This window comes from Variovorax sp. OK212, assembly GCF_900112425.1.
In the GTDB taxonomy this organism is placed as follows: Bacteria; Pseudomonadota; Gammaproteobacteria; order Burkholderiales; family Burkholderiaceae_C; genus Variovorax.
Genome location: NZ_FOLP01000013.1, coordinates 13,788 through 31,714, shown reverse-complemented (window position 1 = coordinate 31,714; position 17,927 = coordinate 13,788). Strand labels below are relative to the sequence as shown.

General features: G+C 67.1%; 15 protein-coding genes. 5 read left to right on the top strand and 10 right to left on the bottom strand.

Annotated features, from left to right (window positions below):
• Positions 1-3 precede the first annotated feature (3 nt).
• The 4 genes from BM004_RS28285 to BM004_RS28270 all read right to left on the bottom strand — a co-directional run bounded on the left by BM004_RS28285 (position 4) and on the right by BM004_RS28270 (position 3,218).
• Positions 4-519 carry a GNAT family N-acetyltransferase gene (locus BM004_RS28285; protein ID WP_093218492.1) on the bottom strand — a complete coding sequence of 172 codons (516 nt, stop codon included), beginning with the start codon at positions 517-519 and terminating at the stop codon, positions 4-6.
• Positions 519-1,313 (bottom strand): ABC transporter ATP-binding protein, encoded by a 795-nt coding sequence (locus BM004_RS28280; protein WP_093134871.1) that lies wholly within the window; start codon positions 1,311-1,313, stop codon positions 519-521. Before BM004_RS28280 ends, BM004_RS28285 begins: the two co-directional genes overlap by 1 nt.
• On the bottom strand, positions 1,313-2,209 hold the full coding sequence (locus tag BM004_RS28275; RefSeq protein WP_093218480.1) for an ABC transporter permease: 897 nt from the start codon (positions 2,207-2,209) through the stop codon (positions 1,313-1,315). The genes BM004_RS28280 and BM004_RS28275 overlap by 1 nt, the downstream gene beginning before the upstream one ends.
• An 82-nt stretch (positions 2,210-2,291) precedes the next feature.
• Entirely contained in the window at positions 2,292-3,218 is a 927-nt protein-coding gene (locus tag BM004_RS28270) for an ABC transporter substrate-binding protein (protein ID WP_093218671.1), read from the bottom strand.
• A 265-nt stretch (positions 3,219-3,483) separates the two neighbouring features.
• Here BM004_RS28270 and BM004_RS28265 point away from each other — a divergent pair, with 265 nt between their 5' ends.
• Positions 3,484-3,954, top strand: a complete 471-nt coding sequence (locus BM004_RS28265) for an Lrp/AsnC family transcriptional regulator (RefSeq protein WP_177206627.1) — start codon at positions 3,484-3,486, stop codon at positions 3,952-3,954.
• Between the two features lie 43 nt (positions 3,955-3,997).
• Here the strand turns inward: BM004_RS28265 and BM004_RS28260 are convergent, their stop codons facing one another.
• From BM004_RS28260 to ugpB, 6 genes are all read right to left on the bottom strand, one after another.
• Positions 3,998-6,493: a DUF3772 domain-containing protein gene (locus tag BM004_RS28260; RefSeq protein ID WP_093134877.1), complete on the bottom strand. Its 2,496-nt coding sequence runs from the start codon at positions 6,491-6,493 to the stop codon at positions 3,998-4,000.
• 52 nt (positions 6,494-6,545) lie between these two features.
• Positions 6,546-7,292, bottom strand: coding sequence for a glycerophosphodiester phosphodiesterase (gene ugpQ, locus BM004_RS28255; RefSeq protein ID WP_093218478.1), 747 nt, complete (start codon positions 7,290-7,292; stop codon positions 6,546-6,548).
• Positions 7,293-7,295: 3 nt separating this feature from the next.
• Positions 7,296-8,303, bottom strand: a complete 1,008-nt coding sequence (gene ugpC, locus BM004_RS28250) for a sn-glycerol-3-phosphate ABC transporter ATP-binding protein UgpC (RefSeq protein ID WP_093134883.1) — start codon at positions 8,301-8,303, stop codon at positions 7,296-7,298.
• Positions 8,304-8,318: 15 nt separating this feature from the next.
• Positions 8,319-9,167 carry a sn-glycerol-3-phosphate ABC transporter permease UgpE gene (gene ugpE / locus BM004_RS28245; RefSeq protein ID WP_093134885.1) on the bottom strand — a complete coding sequence of 283 codons (849 nt, stop codon included), beginning with the start codon at positions 9,165-9,167 and terminating at the stop codon, positions 8,319-8,321.
• Between the two features lie 54 nt (positions 9,168-9,221).
• Positions 9,222-10,103, bottom strand: coding sequence for a sn-glycerol-3-phosphate ABC transporter permease UgpA (gene ugpA, locus BM004_RS28240; RefSeq protein ID WP_093218469.1), 882 nt, complete (start codon positions 10,101-10,103; stop codon positions 9,222-9,224).
• A 128-nt stretch (positions 10,104-10,231) separates the two neighbouring features.
• Positions 10,232-11,545, bottom strand: coding sequence for a sn-glycerol-3-phosphate ABC transporter substrate-binding protein UgpB (gene ugpB, locus BM004_RS28235; RefSeq protein WP_093134890.1), 1,314 nt, complete (start codon positions 11,543-11,545; stop codon positions 10,232-10,234).
• Between the two features lie 177 nt (positions 11,546-11,722).
• On the opposite strand from ugpB, the gene serA reads away from it, so the two are divergent.
• The 4 genes from serA to BM004_RS28215 all read left to right on the top strand — a co-directional run bounded on the left by serA (position 11,723) and on the right by BM004_RS28215 (position 17,778).
• On the top strand, positions 11,723-12,952 hold the full coding sequence (gene serA, locus BM004_RS28230; RefSeq protein WP_093218468.1) for a phosphoglycerate dehydrogenase: 1,230 nt from the start codon (positions 11,723-11,725) through the stop codon (positions 12,950-12,952).
• 97 nt (positions 12,953-13,049) lie between these two features.
• Complete coding sequence (locus BM004_RS28225; protein ID WP_093218463.1) at positions 13,050-16,928, top strand: DUF3683 domain-containing protein; 3,879 nt, start codon at positions 13,050-13,052, stop codon at positions 16,926-16,928.
• A complete protein-coding gene (locus BM004_RS28220; protein ID WP_177206626.1) occupies positions 16,925-17,365 on the top strand; it encodes an HIT family protein in 441 nt (146 codons plus the stop codon). Before BM004_RS28225 ends, BM004_RS28220 begins: the two co-directional genes overlap by 4 nt.
• The gene (locus BM004_RS28215) at positions 17,365-17,778 is read left to right on the top strand and encodes a gamma-butyrobetaine hydroxylase family protein (RefSeq protein WP_093218462.1); all 414 of its coding nucleotides are present in this window, start codon (positions 17,365-17,367) and stop codon (positions 17,776-17,778) included. The genes BM004_RS28220 and BM004_RS28215 overlap by 1 nt, the downstream gene beginning before the upstream one ends.
• Positions 17,779-17,927 lie beyond the last annotated feature (149 nt).

Here is a 17,927-nt window from a genome sequence, read left to right as displayed (position 1 = left end):
CGGTCAGTCCAGCCGCCGCATCATGAAAACCGAATCGCCGGGGTAGGTGGCCAGCCGGGCCAGTTGCCCGGGGCCGGCGGGCTGTGTCGCCACATAGCCCTGGCGCTCCCAGAACCCCACCGACGACTGCACCGACACCAGCGTCGAATGCCGCCAGCCGGCCTGTGCCGCATGCGCCCAGGCATGGCGCACCAGCCGTGGCCCCAGGCCCAGCCCCGAGGCGTCCGGGTGCACGGCCAGGTCGTGCAGGTAGAGCGCATCGGCGGCGGCTGCCACCTCGAACTCCCCGTGCAAGGGCGTGAGCTTGCCCACCATCGACGGATACCCCGCCAGGTAGGCCCGCACGTGTCCCAGGTGATCCGCGACCCAGCCCGTGTGCGGCGCAGCCGCAAGCCGCCGCGCGATCAGCTCGCCGCTCTCCACGAACCCCGCGCCGTAGCAGGCGAGCTGGACCGCGAGCACGGCGTCGAGGTCGTCCGCGCGCATGGCGCGCACGAGGGGGGTGGCCGATGCGTCCATCAGGCCAGCAGCAGCTTGTCGTCGTCCAGCTTCTCGCCGCGCGTCTGCTCGAACATGCGCAGCAGGTCGGGCACGTCCAGCCCCGCGCGCTGCGGCCCGGCCACGTCGAGGATCACCTGGCCCTCGTGCAGCATCACCGTGCGCGAGCCGTAGTCCAGCGCCTGGCGCATGCTGTGCGTCACCATCATCGCGGTGAGCTGGCCGGCCTCGACGATCTTGGCCGTGAGTTCCAGCACGAAGGCAGCGGTCTTGGGGTCGAGCGCGGCGGTGTGCTCGTCCAGCAGCAGGATGCGCGAGGGCTTGAGCGACGCCATCAGCAGGCTCACCGCCTGCCGCTGGCCGCCCGACAGCAGCCCGATGCGGTCGGCCAGCCGGTTCTCCAGCCCCAGCTTCAGGATCGACAGCTTCTCGCGGAACAGTTCGCGCAGCTTGCGGTTCAGCGCAAAGCCGAAGGCCCGGCGCTCGCCGCGCTTCCAGGCCAGCGCCATGTTCTCCTCGATGGTCAGCGCCTCGCAGGTGCCGGCCATCGGGTCCTGGAACACGCGGGCCACCATGCCCGAGCGCTGCCAGGCGTTCATGCGCGTCACGTCCTTGCCGTCGATCTCGATGCGGCCCTTGTCGACGATCAGGTCGCCGCTCACCGCATTGAGAAAGGTCGACTTGCCCGCGCCGTTCGAGCCGATCACGGTGACGAACTGTCCGGTGGGAATCTCCAGGCCGAGCCCGCGCAGCACGCGGTTCTCGATGGGTGTGCCCGGGTTGAAGGTCATCTCGAGTTGTTGGGCGCGCAGCATCAGTTCTTCCCCTTGAAAAGCGCGCGCAGCTTGCGCTTGTACGCGGGCACCAGCAGCGCGAAGGCCACCAGCACGGCGGTCACGAGGTTCAGGTCTTGCGCCTGCAGGCCCATGAAGTCGGTGTTCAGCGCCAGCGCGATGAAGAAGCGGTACAGCAGCGCGCCCAGCACGCAGGCCAGCGTGGTGATGACCATGCTGCGCGCGGGCAGCAAGGTCTCGCCGATGATCACCGCGGCCAGGCCGATCACGATGGTGCCCACGCCCATCGAGATGTCGGCCGTGCCCTGGCTCTGCGCGAACAGCGCGCCGGCCAGCGCCACCAGCGCGTTCGACAGCGCCAGCCCCGCCATGGTGTGGAAGTCGGTCGAGATGCCCTGGGCCCGCGCCATGCGCGCGTTGCCGCCGGTGGCGCGCATCGCCAGGCCGGCTTCCGAGGCGAAGAACATGTCGACCACGATCTTGGCCGCGATCACGATCAGCAGCAGCAAAAGCGGCTTGGCCCACTGCTCCGGCATGCCGCCGAAGTCGATCATGCTGAACACCGTGGGCTCGGTGATGAGCGCCACGTTGGGCTTGCCCATCACGCGCAGGTTGATGGAGTACAGCGCGATCATCACCAGGATGCTGGCGAGCAGCTGCATGATCTTCAGCTTGACGTTGAGCCAGGCCGTGATCAAGCCCGCCGCAGCGCCGGCCACGCAGGCCGCCGCGGTGGCGGCCACCGGGTTCCAGCCGGCGACGATCAGCGTCGCGGCCACGGCGGCGCCGAGCGGAAAGCTGCCGTCCACCGTGAGGTCGGGAAAGTTGATGATGCGAAACGACATGAAAACGCCCAGCGCGACCAGTCCGAATATCAGACCGATCTCGATGGCGCCCAGCGATGCAATGAGGGACATGTGGGGGCTTCCGGCAGGCAGCGAGACAGGAACAGGCGCGCGCCCCGGCCGCTGAGGGCGGGGCGCGGGCCCGTCGGAGGGCTTACTTGGTGCTCACGACCTTCGCGGTCTTCAGCAGCTCGTCGGACAGGGTCACGCCCTGTGCCTTGGCCGCGCCGGGGTTCACCACCAGCTCGAAGTTGGTGCTGGTCTGCGAGGCGATGGTGCCGGGCTTCTCGCCCTTCAGGATGCGCACCACGATCTTGCCGGTCTGGCGGCCGATGTCGCTGTAGTTCAGGCCCAGCGCCGCCACGGCGCCGCGCTCCACGGTGGCCGTGTCGGCCGCCACCACCGGCAGCTTGGCCTGCTGCGCCACCTTCACGATGCCTTCGAAGGCCGAGACCACGTTGTTGTCGGTGGGCGTGTAGATCACGTCGGCCTTGCCGACCAGGCTCTGCGCGGCGGTCGGCACGTCCACCGTGCGGGCGGCGGCGGCCTCGACCACGGTCATGCCGGCGTCGGCGGCGGCCTTCTTCAGCGCGGCGACGATGGCCACCGAGTTGGCTTCGCCGGGGCTGTAGATCACGCCCACGCGCTTGGCGGCGGGCACCACCTGCTTGATGAGGGCAATGTGCTTTTCCAGCGGCGACAGGTCGGACACGCCCGTCACGTTGGTGCCCGTGGCGTCCCAGTTCTTCACCAGCTTGGCGGCCACCGGGTCGGTGATGGCCGAATACACGATCGGAATGGTCTTGGTCGAGGCGACCACGGCCTGTGCCGACGGCGTGGCGATGGCCACGATCACGTCGGGCGCATCGCCCACGTACTTGCGGGCGATCTGGGCGGCGGTGCCCACGTTGCCCTGCGCGCTCTGGTAGCTGAACTTGAGGTTCTTTCCTTCTTCGTAGCCGGCGGCCTTCAGCTCGGCCTTCACGCCGTCGCGCACCGCGTCCAGCGCCGGATGCTCGACGATGGCCGTCACGGCCACCGACTTGGTGTCGGCCGCGAACGACGGGGCGGCGGCCAGCATGCCGAGGGCCAGGGCCACTGCGCTGAAGGGGGTGCGAAGCAAAGCGTTTTTCACGAGAAAGAGTCTCCGGGTGGGGATGGAATGCGTCTGAAACCGCCGGCGCGGGCCGGTGGTGGGGGATTCAGCGGCCTCGGATCGCGGCATGCGTTTCCGGGGCGCTTCGGAGTCTAGATCGTACTTTGCACAATTAAGGTGCATGACAGGCCGGGATTTACCCCGCTTTGCGCCATAAAATTGCATGAATTTGGTGCATGAGGAGAGTAAATTGCATGACGTCGCACTGGATCGGATCGACCGGAAGATTCTCGAGCACCTGCAGGTGAACGGCCGCGCGTCCAACCTGGAGCTGGCGGAGGTGGCCAACCTTTCGCCCGCGCAGTGCCTGCGGCGGCACCGGCGGCTGGAAGAACTGGGCCTGATCCACGGCTACGCGGCGCGGCTGAACGCGCGCCGCATCGGGCTGGGCGTGATCGCCTTCATCCACGTGACCATGGCGCGCGGCCATGTCGACGAGCTGCCCAAGTTCCAGGACCTGATCGCCGACATGAAGCAGATCCTGGAGTGCTATTCGGTGACCGGCGACTTCGACTACGTGCTCAAGGTGGTCGCGCAGGACCTGGAGGCGCTTTCGCAGTTCCTCATGCACACGCTGATGCACATGCCCGGCGTGTCGGCGGTGCGCTCGAGCGTGTGCCTCAACGAGGTCAAGTTCACCACGGCTCTGCCACTGGAATGAGCGCTGGAGCGAGCGCTGCCGGAGAGCGCGCGTTCCGCCAGCCTCAGGTCTGCACGCCGGGAATGGGCGAGGCCGGCGACGAAGGCACGCTGGGCGTCGCCAGCGGCTCCGGCGTGGCGGTGGCCGCCATCACCATCGTCGGCACCGCCAGTGGCAGCGAGGCTTTCTTCAGCTCGTCGAGGATCACGAACAGCAGGTCGCTGCGCACACCGCCCGCCAGCCGGGGGCTCGGCACGTAGGCAATGGCCTGGAAGATCAGCAGCCCGTTTTCGATGCCTTCGAGCGTGAGCGACGGCGCCGGTGTTTCCAGCACGCCCTCGTGCGCCTTGCAGGCGGCCAGGATCAGGTCGCGCACGCGCAGCGCGTCGGTGGTCAGCGGCATCGGCAGGCGGATCAGCACGCGGCCCTCGGCATTGGCCAGCGTCATGTTGCGCACGGTCTTGGTGATGAACTCCGAGTTCGGCACGATCAGCGTGGAGCGGTCGCCCAGCTGGATCTCGGTGGCGCGCACGTTGATGCGCCGCACGTCGCCCTCGGCCGTGCCCAGCACCACCCAGTCGCCCACCTTCACCGGCTGCTCCGCCAGCAGGATGAGCCCCGAGATGAAGTTCTGCACGATCGCCTGCAGGCCGAAACCGATGCCCACCGACAGCGCGCTGGCCACCCACGCGATGCGCTCGATGCCGATGCCCAGCGCCGACAGCGTGAACGCGATCACCAGGATGCCGCCCACGTAGCCCAGCAGCGTGGTGATCGAGCTCTGCATGCCCGGCTCGAACTGCGTGTTCGGCAGGTAGCTGCGCGTGAGCCAGCGCTTGAACACCCGCAGCACGATGAAGCCCACCACCGCCACCGTGAGCGCGCTCAGGATCGCGCCCGGCACCAGCTGGAACTCGCCCACCTTCACGCCCGTGCCGAGCTTGCCGCTGCGCTGGAACACCTCGCCCGGCGTGGTGCCCAGCGGCGCGGCGAGCGCGATCAGCATGTAGACGAACAGCGCCACGCGGCTGATGCCCGACAGCACCGTGGCCGCCTGGTCCAGCGTCTGCGGCGCGAGGCCGAAGCTCTTCTGCAGCTTCTGGCCGAAGGTGCTGCGCGACGCCACGATGGCCATGAACACGTCGTCGGCGAACTTGAACAGCACGTAGAAGGCCGCGGCCACGATGCCGCTCCAGGTCAACTGCGACGCCAGGAAGCTGCCCAGCGCCACGTAGCCGAGCGCCACCAGCACCCAGATGGCGATCATCAGCATGCCGATCAGCGCCACCAGCAGGCCGACCCACATCGGCCGCTCGGGCAGGCCGGCCTCGGGCGCATCGGCGCGCAGCGCCTTGAGCCGGTAGATCACCGTGCCCACCAGGGCCGTGAGCACCAGCGCCGTCAGCACGTGCGTGGCCACCACGGCCGCGAAGCTGGCGTCGATCAGCGCGTTGATCTCGGCCGGCGTCCAGGCCAGCGCCGCCACCAGCGCCACCAGCCAGGGGAGCACGGCGAGCTTGCTGGCCGTGGCGTCGGGAATCGGCGGCAGCCGCCACGAGGGGCGGCCGGTGGCCAGCAGCGCGCGGCCCAGGCCGATCACGAAGGCCATGAAGGTCAGCGCCTGCGCCGCCGATTGCAGCGCCTTGCGCGCCTGCGAGTCCCAGGTGGCGTAGTTCTTGAGCACTTCCACGAAGCCGTGCGCGGCCACCGCCACCAGCAGCACGTGGGCCGCGACGATGGCGATCACCAGCAGCGAGCGGCGCAGCCGGCCGGCCGGCAGCATGCGCGTGGCGAGCCGCGTCAGGGCGTGCTCGGCGGCCCACACGCCCAGGAAGGCCAGCAGCAGCGCGCCGATCAGCGCGGCGATCACCGGCGTGCGCGACGTGCTCGCCAGGGCCTGATCGAGGCCGTCGCCCAGCGCCGTGCCCATGGCCTGCAGCCGGTCCAGGTCGTCGGGCCAGGCCTCCTGCAGGTCGTTCCAGAAGGTGTCGGAGAGCGGCGACGCCGCGCGCTCGGTCAGCTGGGCCTCGAACAGCGCGCGCCGCTGCGTGACCAGGTCGGCGCCGCGCTGGCGCACGTCGATGGACAGCAGCTTCGCCAGCCGGATGTCGGCGTCGAGCGCGTTGCGCTCCTTGGTGAGCCGCGCGCGCTGGCGCGTGATGTCGGGGTCTTCGGTGCTGCCGGCGGCGGGCGGGTTGCCGAGTTCGCCCAGGCGCGCGTTGAGGTCGGCGAGGTCGCCGGTGCGCGCGGCGACGAACTTGTCGGCCTGCGCGCCGATGTCGTTGATCTGCGCGAGCTGCTTGCGCGGGTCTTCGTCGGGGCTGTCGCCCTTGCCGTCCTTGCCTGAATCGGCCGTGAGCTTGTTGAACTGCGTGCGCAGCTCGGCCACGGTGGGCGCGGGGACGGCGGCCGCCGCCGCTGCGGCCGCGGCCGCGCTGTTGTTCGGGTTGCCGGAGCCGGCGTTCATGCTGGCATCGGGCTGTGCGAGCGCGCCGCCGCACATCGACAGGGCCAGCAGGATGGCGAGGCCGCAGCCCGCCAGGCGAGAGGTCCAATTCATGGCCGCATCATAGAAGCGGCCATGAGGTAAGCGCCTGTAAGAAACGTGCGCCTCAGCCGGCCGGGCTGAACAGGTCGACCCGGTCGGTGATGATGCCGTCGGTGCCCAGTTCGATCAGGCGTTGCGCGGCCCACTCGTCGTTCACCGTGTAGCTCAGCGCGCGCATGCCTGCTTCGTGCACCTGCGCCACCACCGCGGCGTCCCACAGCGCGTGGTTGCAGACGATGGCCACGCAGCCGAGTTGCTTCGCGGTGCCGAGCCAGCCGTCCCACAGCCTGTCGAGCAGCAGCCCGCGCGGCAGTTCGGGTTGCGCGGCCTGCGCGCCCTTGAGCGAGTCGACCTGGAACGACGTGAGCAGCGGCGGCACGGCCGCGCCTTGCCACAGGCGCGCGGCGTCGCGCGCCACCACTTCGCCGGTCTCGCGCTCGGCGCCCGGCGTGGGCTTGATCTCGATGTTCAGCAGGTAGCCGTTCGCCAGGCAGTAGCGCGCTAGGTTCTCCAGCGTGGGCAGCGGCTCGCCCGCATAGGCGCGCGAATGCCAGCCGCCCGCGTCGAGCTGTGCCAGCGCGCTCCAGGGCTGCGCGCCGCCGGTGCCATGGCCGTTCGTGGTGCGCTCGAGCGTGGCGTCGTGCATCAGGAAGGGCACGCCGTCGGCGCTGAGCTTGGCGTCGCACTCGAACATGCGGTAGCCGTGCGCGGCGCCGAGCCGGAACGCGGCCAGCGTGTTCTCGGGCGCCAGCTTGCCCGCGCCGCGGTGCGCGACCCAGCGCGGGTAGGGCCAGGGTGTCGGCGCGGCCATCGGTCAGTCGGCGCGCTTGCCGGAGCCGGCGTCGAACCAGTGCAGCTTGTCTTCGCGCGCGGCGATCTTCACCGTGTCGCCGGCCATCGGCGGATGGTCGCCTTCGTCGGTGCGCATGATGATCTGCTCGTCGCCGATGCGCCCGTACACCAGGCGCTCGGCGCCCAGCAGTTCGACCTGCTCGACCTGCACCGTCCAGCCGCTTTCGTCGAGCTTCATGTGCTCGGGGCGGATGCCCAGGATCTGGCCCGGGCGCACGCCCGGCGCGTGCTTGAGCAGGTTCATCGGCGGCGAGCCGATGAAGCTGGCCACGAAGGTGGTGGCGGGGCGGTTGTAGACCTCTTCGGGCGTGGCGAACTGGTCCATCACACCGCCGTTCATCACGATGATGCGCTGCGCCAGCGTCATGGCCTCGACCTGGTCGTGCGTGACGAACAGCGAGGTGATGCCCAGCTCGCGGTGCAGCTTCTGGATTTCGAGGCGGGTCTGCGCGCGCAGCTTGGCGTCCAGGTTCGACAGCGGTTCGTCGAACAGGAACACCTGCGGCTGGCGCACGATGGCGCGGCCCATGGCCACGCGCTGGCGCTGGCCGCCGGAGAGTTCGCGCGGCTTGCGCTCCAGCAGGTGGCCGAGCTCGAGGATCTTGGCGGCCTTGTCGACGCGCACCTTGATCTCGTCGACCGGCACCTTGGCGATCTTCAGGCCGTAGGCCATGTTCGCGAACACGCTCATGTGCGGGTACAGCGCGTAGTTCTGGAACACCATGGCGATGTCGCGCTCGGAAGGTTCGAGCTGGTTCACCACCTTGTTGCCGATGGCGATCTCGCCGGCCGAGACTTCCTCGAGGCCGGCCACCATGCGCAGCAGCGTGGACTTGCCGCAGCCCGAGGGGCCCACGATCACGATGAATTCATGGTCGGCGATCTCGGCGCTCACGCCGTGGATGACCTGGTTGGCTTTCGGCCCGTGGCCGTAGCGCTTGATGACGTTGCGTAGAGAGAGAGCAGCCATTTTTCGTTCAGCGTTTTATTTGTCGGTATCGACCAGGCCCTTGACGAACCACTTCTGCATCAGCACCACCACGATGCCCGGCGGCAGCATGGCCAGGACGGCGGTGGCCATCACCACGTTCCAGTCCACCGGCGACTCGCCGTTGCCGGTCATGGCCTTGATGCCCACCACGATCGGGTACATGTTCTCGCTGGTCGCGGCGATCAGCGGCCAGAGGTACTGGTTCCAGCCGTAGATGAACTGGATCACGAACAGCGCCGCGATACTGGTCTTCGACAGCGGCAGCAGGATGTCCTTGAAGAAGCGCATGGCGCCCGCGCCGTCGACGCGCGCGGCTTCCACCAGCTCGTCGGGCACCGTCAGGAAGAACTGGCGGAACAGGAAGGTGGCCGTGGCCGAGGCGATCAGGGGCACCGAGAGCCCGGCGAAGGTGTTGATCATGCCGAGGCTGGCCACCACCTGGTAGGTCGGGCCGATGCGCACTTCGACCGGCAGCATCAGCGTGATGAAGATCAGCCAGAAGCACAGGCTGCGCAGCGGGAAGCGGAAGTACACCACCGCGAAGGCCGACAGCAGCGAGATGCTGATCTTGCCGAAGGTGATGATGAAGGTGATGACAGAGCTCACCCAGATCATGCGTGCCACCGACACGTTGGTGCTGGTGCGCCCGCCGCCGGTGAGCGCCGCCTTGTAGGTTTCCCAGAAGTGGCCGCCGGGCAGGATCGGCATCGGCGCCTGCATGATTTCCTGCGGCGTGTGCGTGGAGGCCACGAAGGCCAGGTAGATCGGGAACACCACCAGGATCACGCCGAAGATCATGATGGCGTGCGCGAGGATGCCCAGGGAGGCGCGGCGCTCAACCATGGCGGGCCTCCGTCGTCGAGAGATTGAATTGCATGGGGGAGGTGAAGGAGGTCATCAGTACTGGACCTTCTTTTCGACGTAGCGGAACTGCAGCACCGTGAGGCAGATGACGATGGCCATCAACACCACCGACTGCGCGGCGGCGCCGCCGAAGTCCATGCCGCGGAAGCCGTCGAAGTACACGCGGTAGACCAGCGTGGCGGTCTCCTTGCCCGGGCCGCCTTGCGTGGTGGCGTCGATGATCGCGAAGGTGTCGAAGAAGGCGTACACCATGTTGATCACCAGCAGGAAGAAGGTGGTGGGCGTGAGCAGCGGGAACTGGATGGTCCAGAAGCGCCGCATCGGGCGCGCGCCGTCGATGGCGGCCGCCTCGATCAGCGACTTCGGGATCGACTGCAGGCCCGCGAGGAAGAACAGGAAGTTGTACGAAATCTGCTTCCACACCGCCGCCATCACGACCAGCGCCATGGCGTCGTTGCCGTTGAGCAGGTGGTTCCAGCTGAAGCCCATCTTCTTGAGCCAATAGGCCACGATGCCGATCGACGACGAGAACATGAACGACCACAGCAGGCCGGTGACCACCGGCGCCACGGCGTACGGCAGGATCAGCACGCTGCGGTAGAAGCGCGAGCCGCGCACCACGCGGTCGGCGAAGACGGCCAGCAGCAGCGCGATGCTCAGGCCCAGCACCGTGACCAGCGCCGAGAAGACCAGCGTGGTCTGGAACGAGGCCATGTAGGTGCTGTCGTTCCACAGCGCCACGAAGTTGTCGAGGCCGACCCAGGTGATCGAATTACCGAACGCATCCTGCTGCTGCAGCGATTGCACCAGCGCCTGGCCGGCGGGCCAGAAGAAGAAGACGCCGACGATGATCAGCTGCGGGGCGAGCAAAGCCCAGGGCAGCCAGCTCGAACGAAAAAGGACGCGTTTTTCCATGAGGGAGCGTTCAGGTCACAGACACACTAATAAGCAAACAGCCAGCACTGCACGGAGGCAGGCTGGCTTGCGGGGGTAAAACGAACCGAAACGAACATTCGTTCGCGCCGGTCAGCCGGGTGCAGAGCTTACTTGTTTGCGGCCTGGAATTTCACCAAAAGTTCGTTTCCGCGCTTCACGGCGCTGTCCAACGCTTCTTTCGGGGTCTTCTTGCCGGTCCAGATCAGCTCGGTTTCCTCGTCTTCGATGGCGCGGATCTGGGGCAGGTTGCCCAGGCGCACGCCGCGCGACTTGTCGGTGGTCTTCTTGATCATCTGGTTCACGGCAACGTCCGTACCCGGGTTTTCCTTGTAGAAACCGGTCTTCTCGGTCAGCTCATAGGAAGCCATGGTGATCGGCAGGTAGCCGGTGCGCATGTGGCTGTCGGACTGGACCTTGGGGCTCGACAGGAACGTGAAGAACGCGGCCACGCCCTTGTAGTTGGCGGCCGGCTTGCCCGACATCACCCACAGGCTGGCGCCGCCCACGATGGTGTTCTGCGGCGTGCCCGCCACGTCCGGGTAGTACGGCAGGGCCGACTCGGCGAACTTGAACTTGGCGTCGCGCTTCACGCTGGCGTAGCTGCCCGACGAGCCGATGAACATCGCGCATTCACCCGAGGTGAACGACGTGATCGGCTTGCTGGCGCGGCCCTTGTAGACGAACAGGCCCTGCTTGGACATGTTCGACAGGTTCTCGAAGTGGCGAACGTGCAACGGCGAGTTGAATTCCAGGCGGGCGTCGAGGCCGCCGAAACCGTTGTTCTTGGTCGCGTACGAGGTGTTGTGCCATGCCGAGAAGCTCTCGAGCTGGGCCCAGCTCATCCACGAGGTGGTGAAGGGGCACTGGTTGCCGCTGGCCTTGAGCTTGGCGGCGGCCGAAACGACTTCAGGCCAGGTGGCGGGCGCCTTTTCGGGGTCCAGGCCGGCGGTCTTGAAGGCGTCCTTGTTGTAATAGAACACCGTCGTGGAGCTGTTGAACGGGAACGACAGCATCTGGCCGTTGGGGGCCGTGTAGTAGCCGGCCACGGCGGGAATGTAGGCCTTGGGGTCGAACTTCTGGCCGCCTTCCTTCATGACGTCGGCCACGGGCTTGATGGCGCCCTTGGAGTACATCATGGTGGCGGTGCCCACTTCGAAGACCTGCAGGATGTCGGGCGCGTTGCCCGAGCGGTAGGCGGCGATGCCGGCAGCCATGGACTGGTCGTATTCACCCTTGTAGGTGGGCACGATCTTGTAGTCCTTCTGGCTTTCGTTGAATTGCTTGGCCAGGTCGTTGACCCAGTCGTTCAGGGCGCCGTCCATCGAATGCCACCACTGGATTTCCGTCTGGGCCTGGGCGATAACTGGCATCGCCAGCGTGGTGGCCAAAGCCGAAGCGATGGCAAGCGTCTTGAAGCGCATGAAGACTCCTGAAGGGGAATTTGAAAAGCCGCGATGTTAGGTTACATGTGTGAATGTTTCGCGGCGGATGTTGTCGCATGAAGCAGAAATAGCTCAAACCCGGGGAAACCCTTTTGACTGTCCGCGCTCATGCCTGGTGCATCCGCTTGCTGCGCTGCACCATGCTAGCCTCCGGGAATGAGCAAAACCTCTCTCGACAAAAGCAAGATCAAGTTCCTTCTTCTTGAAGGCGTTCATCCTTCGGCCATCGAGGTGATCCGCGGAGCTGGCTACAGTCAGATCGAGACCCTGCCGAAGGCCCTGCAGGGCGAAGAGCTCAAGGCCAAGCTGGCCGACGTGCACTTCCTGGGCATCCGGTCGCAAAGCCAGCTCACCGCCGACGTGCTGTCGGCCGCGCCCAAGCTGGTGGCGGTGGGGTGCTTCTGCATCGGCACCAACCAGGTCGACCTGAACGCGGCCCGCGAACGCGGCGTGGCGGTGTTCAACGCACCCTATTCGAATACGCGCTCGGTGGCCGAACTGGTGCTGGCCGAGGCCATCCTGCTGCTGCGCGGCATTCCCGAGAAGAACGCGCTGGCGCACCGCGGCGGTTGGCTCAAGTCGGCCGTCAACTCGCACGAAATCCGCGGAAAAACGCTGGGCATCGTCGGTTATGGCTCCATCGGCACGCAACTGTCGGTATTGGCCGAGGCGCTGGGCATGCATGTGGCCTTCTACGACGTGGTCAGCAAGCTGCCGCTGGGCAACGCCCGACAGGTGCCCAAGCTGCACGACCTGCTGGCGCAGAGCGACATCGTCACCCTGCACGTGCCCGAGCTGCCCTCCACCAAATGGATGATCGGCGAGGCCGAGATCGCCGCCATGAAGCCGGGCGGCATCCTGATCAACGCCGCGCGCGGCACGGTGGTCGAGATCGAGGCGCTGGCCAACGCGATCAAGACCAAGAAGCTCTGGGGCGCCGCCATCGACGTGTTCCCGGTCGAGCCGGGCAGCAACAAGGACGAGTTCGTGTCCGCGCTGCGTGGCCTGGACAACGTGATCCTGACGCCGCACATCGGCGGCTCGACCATGGAGGCGCAGGCCAACATCGGCGGCGAAGTGGCCGAGAAGCTGGTCAAGTACAGCGACAACGGCACGTCGATCTCGTCGGTCAATTTCCCGGAAGTGGCGCTGCCTGCCCACCCGGGCAAGCACCGGCTGCTGCACATCCACAAGAACGTGCCGGGCGTGCTGTCCGAGATCAACAAGATCTTCTCGGACAACAACATCAACATCGCCTCGCAGTTCCTGCAGACCAACGAGAAGGTCGGCTACGTGGTGATGGACATCGACGCCGCCTCGTCCGACCTCGCGCTCGAGAAGCTGGCCCAGGTGCCGGGCACCATCCGCAGCCGGGTGCTGTTCTAGGCCTTCGCGGGGACCCCGGGGCACGTCTCCGGGCGCTGTCCTAAAATCTCCGGCCCGGCTGAATGGGCACGCAGTGCCTGGCCGTGGCGCCACCCCGATGAATGCTCCGACCGCGTTGAACACGCTGTTGTCACAGGCCGCAGAGCCTGTGCGACTGCGCGAGATCCCGTACAACTACACCAGCTTCTCCGACCGAGAAATCGTGATTCGCCTGCTCGGCGAGCGCGGCTGGGAACTGCTGCAGACCCTGCGCGCCGAGCGCCGCACCGGCCGGTCGGCGCGCATGCTCTACGAGGTGCTGGGCGACATCTGGGTGGTCCAGCGCAACCCGTACCTGGTCGACGACCTGCTGGACAACCCGCGCCGCCGAGGCCAGCTGGTCGATGCCTTGAAGCACCGCCTGAGCGAGGTGCAGAAGCGCCGCACCCCCGACAGCGATGCCTCGCGCGACCAGCTCGTGGGCGAGCTCACCGCGCTGGTGGGCGAGGCGGTGGCCGCCTTCGACACCACCTTCCGCGAAGTCGCCTCCCTGCGCCGCAAGGCCACGCGGGTGCTGCGCCGCCTCACGGCCAAGGACAACATCAAGTTCGACGGCCTGTCGCGCGTGTCGCACGTGACCGACGCCACCGACTGGCGCGTGGAATACCCGTTCGTGGTGCTGTGCCCCGACACCGAGGCCGAGATGGCGCTGCTGGTGAAGGGCTGCATCGAGCTGGGCCTGACCATCATTCCGCGCGGGGGCGGCACCGGCTACACCGGCGGTGCCATTCCGCTGACCTGGAAGAGCGTGGTCATCAACACCGAGAAGCTCGAGGCGATGACCGAGGTCGAGCACATGCCGCTGCCCGGCCTGGCCGACCCCGTGCCCACCATCTGGACCGAGGCCGGCGTGGTCACGCAGCGCGTGGCCGACGCGGCCGAGCGCGCGGGCTTCGTGTTCGCGGTCGATCCGACCTCGGCCGAAGCTTCGTGCGTGGGCGGCAACGTGGCCATGAACGCGGGCGGCAAGAAGGCCGTGCTGTGGGGCACGGCGCTGGACAACCTCGCTTCGTGGCGCATGGTGACGCCGCAGGCCGAATGGCTCGAGGTCACGCGCATCGGCCACAACCTCGGCAAGATCCACGACGCCGAAAGTGCCCTGTTCGAGCTGCAGTACTACGCCGCCGACGGCAAGACCAAGCTGCGCACCGAGCGCCTCGACATTCCCGGGCGCACCTTCCGCAAGGAAGGCCTCGGCAAGGACGTGACCGACAAGTTCCTCTCGGGGCTGCCGGGCATCCAGAAAGAGGGCTGCGACGGCCTCATCACCAGCTGCCGCTGGGTGGTGCACAAGATGCCGGCGCACACGCGCACCGTGTGCCTGGAGTTCTTCGGCAACGCCAAGGACGCGGTGCCCAGCATCGTCGAGATCAAGGACTTCATGTTCGCCGAGCAGAAGCGCTCGGGCGTGCTGCTGGCCGGCCTGGAACACCTGGACGACCGCTACCTGAAGGCGGTGGGCTACGCCACCAAGTCGAAGAAGCACGGCGGCCTGCCGAAGATGGTGCTGTTCGGCGACATCGCCGGCGACGATGCCGACGACGTGGCGCGCATCACCTCGGAAGTGGTGCGCATCGCCAACTCGCGCAGCGGCGAAGGCTTCATTGCCATCAGCCCCGAGGCGCGCAAGAAATTCTGGCTCGACCGCAAGCGCACGGCCGCCATCAGCAAGCACACCAACGCCTTCAAGATCAATGAAGACGTGGTGATCCCGCTGCCGCGCATGGCCGAATACAGCGACGGCATCGAGCGCATCAACATCGAGCTGTCGCTGCAGAACAAGCTCGCGCTGACCGACGAGCTCGAGGCCTTCCTCACGCGCGGCAACCTGCCGCTTGGCAAGACCGACGACGCGCACGAGATTCCCGCGGCCGAGCTGCTCGAAGACCGCGTGGCGCAGGCCGTGACGCTGGTGCAGGAGGTGCGCGCGCTGTGGGCCGGCTGGCTGCAGAACGTGGATGCGCAATTCGCCCAGCTGCAGGACCACTCGCTGCGCGCGAGCTGGAAGACCCAGCTGCGCCAGCCGCTGCAGGAAATCTTCGCGGGCGCCGAGTTCGCGCCGATCCTGGCCGAATGCACGGCCGTCCACAAGCGCGTGCTCAAGGGCCGCGTGTGGGTCGCGCTGCACATGCACGCGGGCGACGGCAACGTGCACACCAACATCCCCGTGAACAGCGACAACTACGACATGCTGCAGACCGCGCATGCCGCGGTGGTGCGCATCATGGCGCTGGCGCGCAGCCTGGACGGCGTGATCTCCGGCGAGCACGGCATCGGCATCACCAAGCTCGAGTTCCTGAGCGACGAAGAGCTGCGTCCGTTCACCGAATACAAGGCCCGGGTCGACCCCGAAGGCCGCTTCAACAAGGGCAAGCTGCTGCGCGCCCCGGCCGGCCAGGCCCAGACGCTGCACGCCGACCTGACCAACGCCTACACGCCGAGCTTCGGCCTGATGGGCCACGAGTCGCTGATCATGCAGCAGAGCGATATCGGCGCCATTGCCGACAGCGTGAAGGACTGCCTGCGCTGCGGCAAGTGCAAGCCGGTGTGCGCCACGCACGTGCCGCGCGCCAACCTGCTGTACAGCCCGCGCAACAAGATCCTCGCGACCTCGCTGCTGGTGGAGGCTTTCCTCTACGAGGAGCAGACGCGCCGCGGCATCAGCATCAAGCACTGGGAAGAGTTCGAGGACGTGGCCGACCACTGCACCGTGTGCCACAAGTGCCTCACGCCGTGCCCGGTGAAGATCGACTTCGGCGACGTGTCGATGAACATGCGCAACCTGCTGCGCAAGATGGGCCAGAAGAGCTTCCGCCCCGGCAACGCCGCCGCGATGTTCTTCCTGAACGCGACCAACCCGCAGACCATCAAGGCGGTGCGCGCGGGCATGGTGGGCGTGGGCTTCAAGGCGCAGCGCCTGGCCAACGACCTGCTGCGCGGCCTTGCGAAGAAGCAGACCGCCGCGCCCCCGGCCACGCTGGGCCCGGCGCCCATCAAGGAGCAGGTGGTCCACTTCATCAACAAGAAGATGCCGGGCAACCTGCCCAAGCAGACGGCGCGCGCGCTGCTCGACATCGAGGATGCCGACTACGTACCGATCATCCGCAACCCGAAGGCGACCACCTCCGAGACCGAGGCGGTCTTCTACTTCCCCGGATGCGGCTCCGAGCGCCTGTTCTCGCAGGTGGGGCTCGCCACGCAAGCCATGCTGTGGCATGCGGGCGTGCAGACGGTGCTGCCGCCGGGTTACCTGTGCTGCGGCTATCCGCAGCGCGGCAGCGGCCAGTTCGACAAGGCCGAGAAGATGATCACGGACAACCGCGTGCTCTTCCACCGCGTGGCCAACACGCTGAACTACCTCGACATCAAGACGGTGGTGGTGAGCTGCGGCACCTGCTACGACCAGCTGCAGGGTTACCAGTTCGACAAGATCTTCCCGGGCTGCCGGATCATCGACATCCACGAGTACCTGCTCGAAAAGGGCATCACCCTGGCCGGTGCCGGCGGTGCCGGCTACCTGTACCACGACCCCTGCCATTCGCCGATGAAGCAGCAGGACCCGATGAAGACGGTGAAGGCGCTGGTCGGCGACAACGTGCTCAAGAACGACCGCTGCTGCGGCGAGTCGGGCACGCTGGGCGTGTCGCGGCCCGACATCTCCACGCAGATCCGCTTCCGCAAGGAAGAGGAACTGAAGAAGGGCGAGGCCGCGCTGCGCGATGCGGGCAAGGTCGGCGCGAACGACAACGTGAAGATCCTCACCAGCTGCCCGAGCTGCCTGCAAGGCCTCTCGCGCTACGGCAACGACCTGAACAACGGGCTGCTCGAAGCCGACTACATCGTGGTCGAGATGGCCAACAAGATCCTCGGCGCCGACTGGATGCCGGCCTACGTGGCCGCCGCCAACCAGGGCGGGATCGAGCGGGTGCTGGTGTGACGAAGGCACCCGGCTGCGTGCTGTGCGAGGGCCTGGGCGGGCGCCTCGTGTTCGAAGGCGCGAAGCTGCGCGTCATCCATGCGGAGGAGGCCGGTTTCCCGGGCTTCTATCGCGTGGTGTGGCGCGAGCATGCGGTCGAATTTTCCGACCTCGACGCCGCCGACCGCGTGCTCTGCATGGACGCCGTGGCGGTGGTCGAGCAATGCCTGCGCGAGCACCTTGCGCCGGCCAAGATCAATCTCGCCGCGCTCGGCAACATGGTGGCGCACCTGCACTGGCACGTGATCGCGCGCTTTGCCGGCGACAGCCACTTTCCGGGTTCGGTGTGGGCGGCGGTGCAGCGCGAGCGCAATGCGTCGCAAGAGGCGGACATCGCCGCGCGGCTGCCCGCGGCCGAGGCTGCGATGATCGAACGATTGGGCAACAGGAGCTTCTGATGGCAGGTTTGAAACCGGGCGCACCGACGCCGCAATCGATCACCGTGCACGGCCAGTCGCGCGTGCTCGAGGTGGGTTTTTCGGACGGCGCGACCTTCCGCATTCCCTTCGAGCTGATGCGCATCTGTTCGCCGTCGGCCGAGGTGCAGGGCCACGGCCCGGGCCAGGAAATCCTGCAGACGGGCAAGCGCGACGTCGAACTGGTCGACCTCGAGCCAGTGGGCAACTACGCCGTGCAGCCGACCTTCAGCGACGGCCACAACACGGGCATCTACTCGTGGGACCTGCTCTACGAACTGGGTGCGAAGCAGGCCGAACTGTGGGCCACCTACGAGCAGCGGCTGGCCGCGGCCGGCGTCGATCGCGATGCGCCGATGATCGACAAGAGCGGCCACGCCTGCGGCAGCCACTGAGGTCCGCGAAACCGCCCGAATCTCCGGGCGTTGCTATTGAAAACATAGCCCTACGCCCAGGAAGGGCGGGACGAAAAAAGCAACAAATGCCCGCCGTGCGCGCGGGGTCGTCGGCTTGATGTGAAGGCTTCCGGCCTAACATCGGTCGC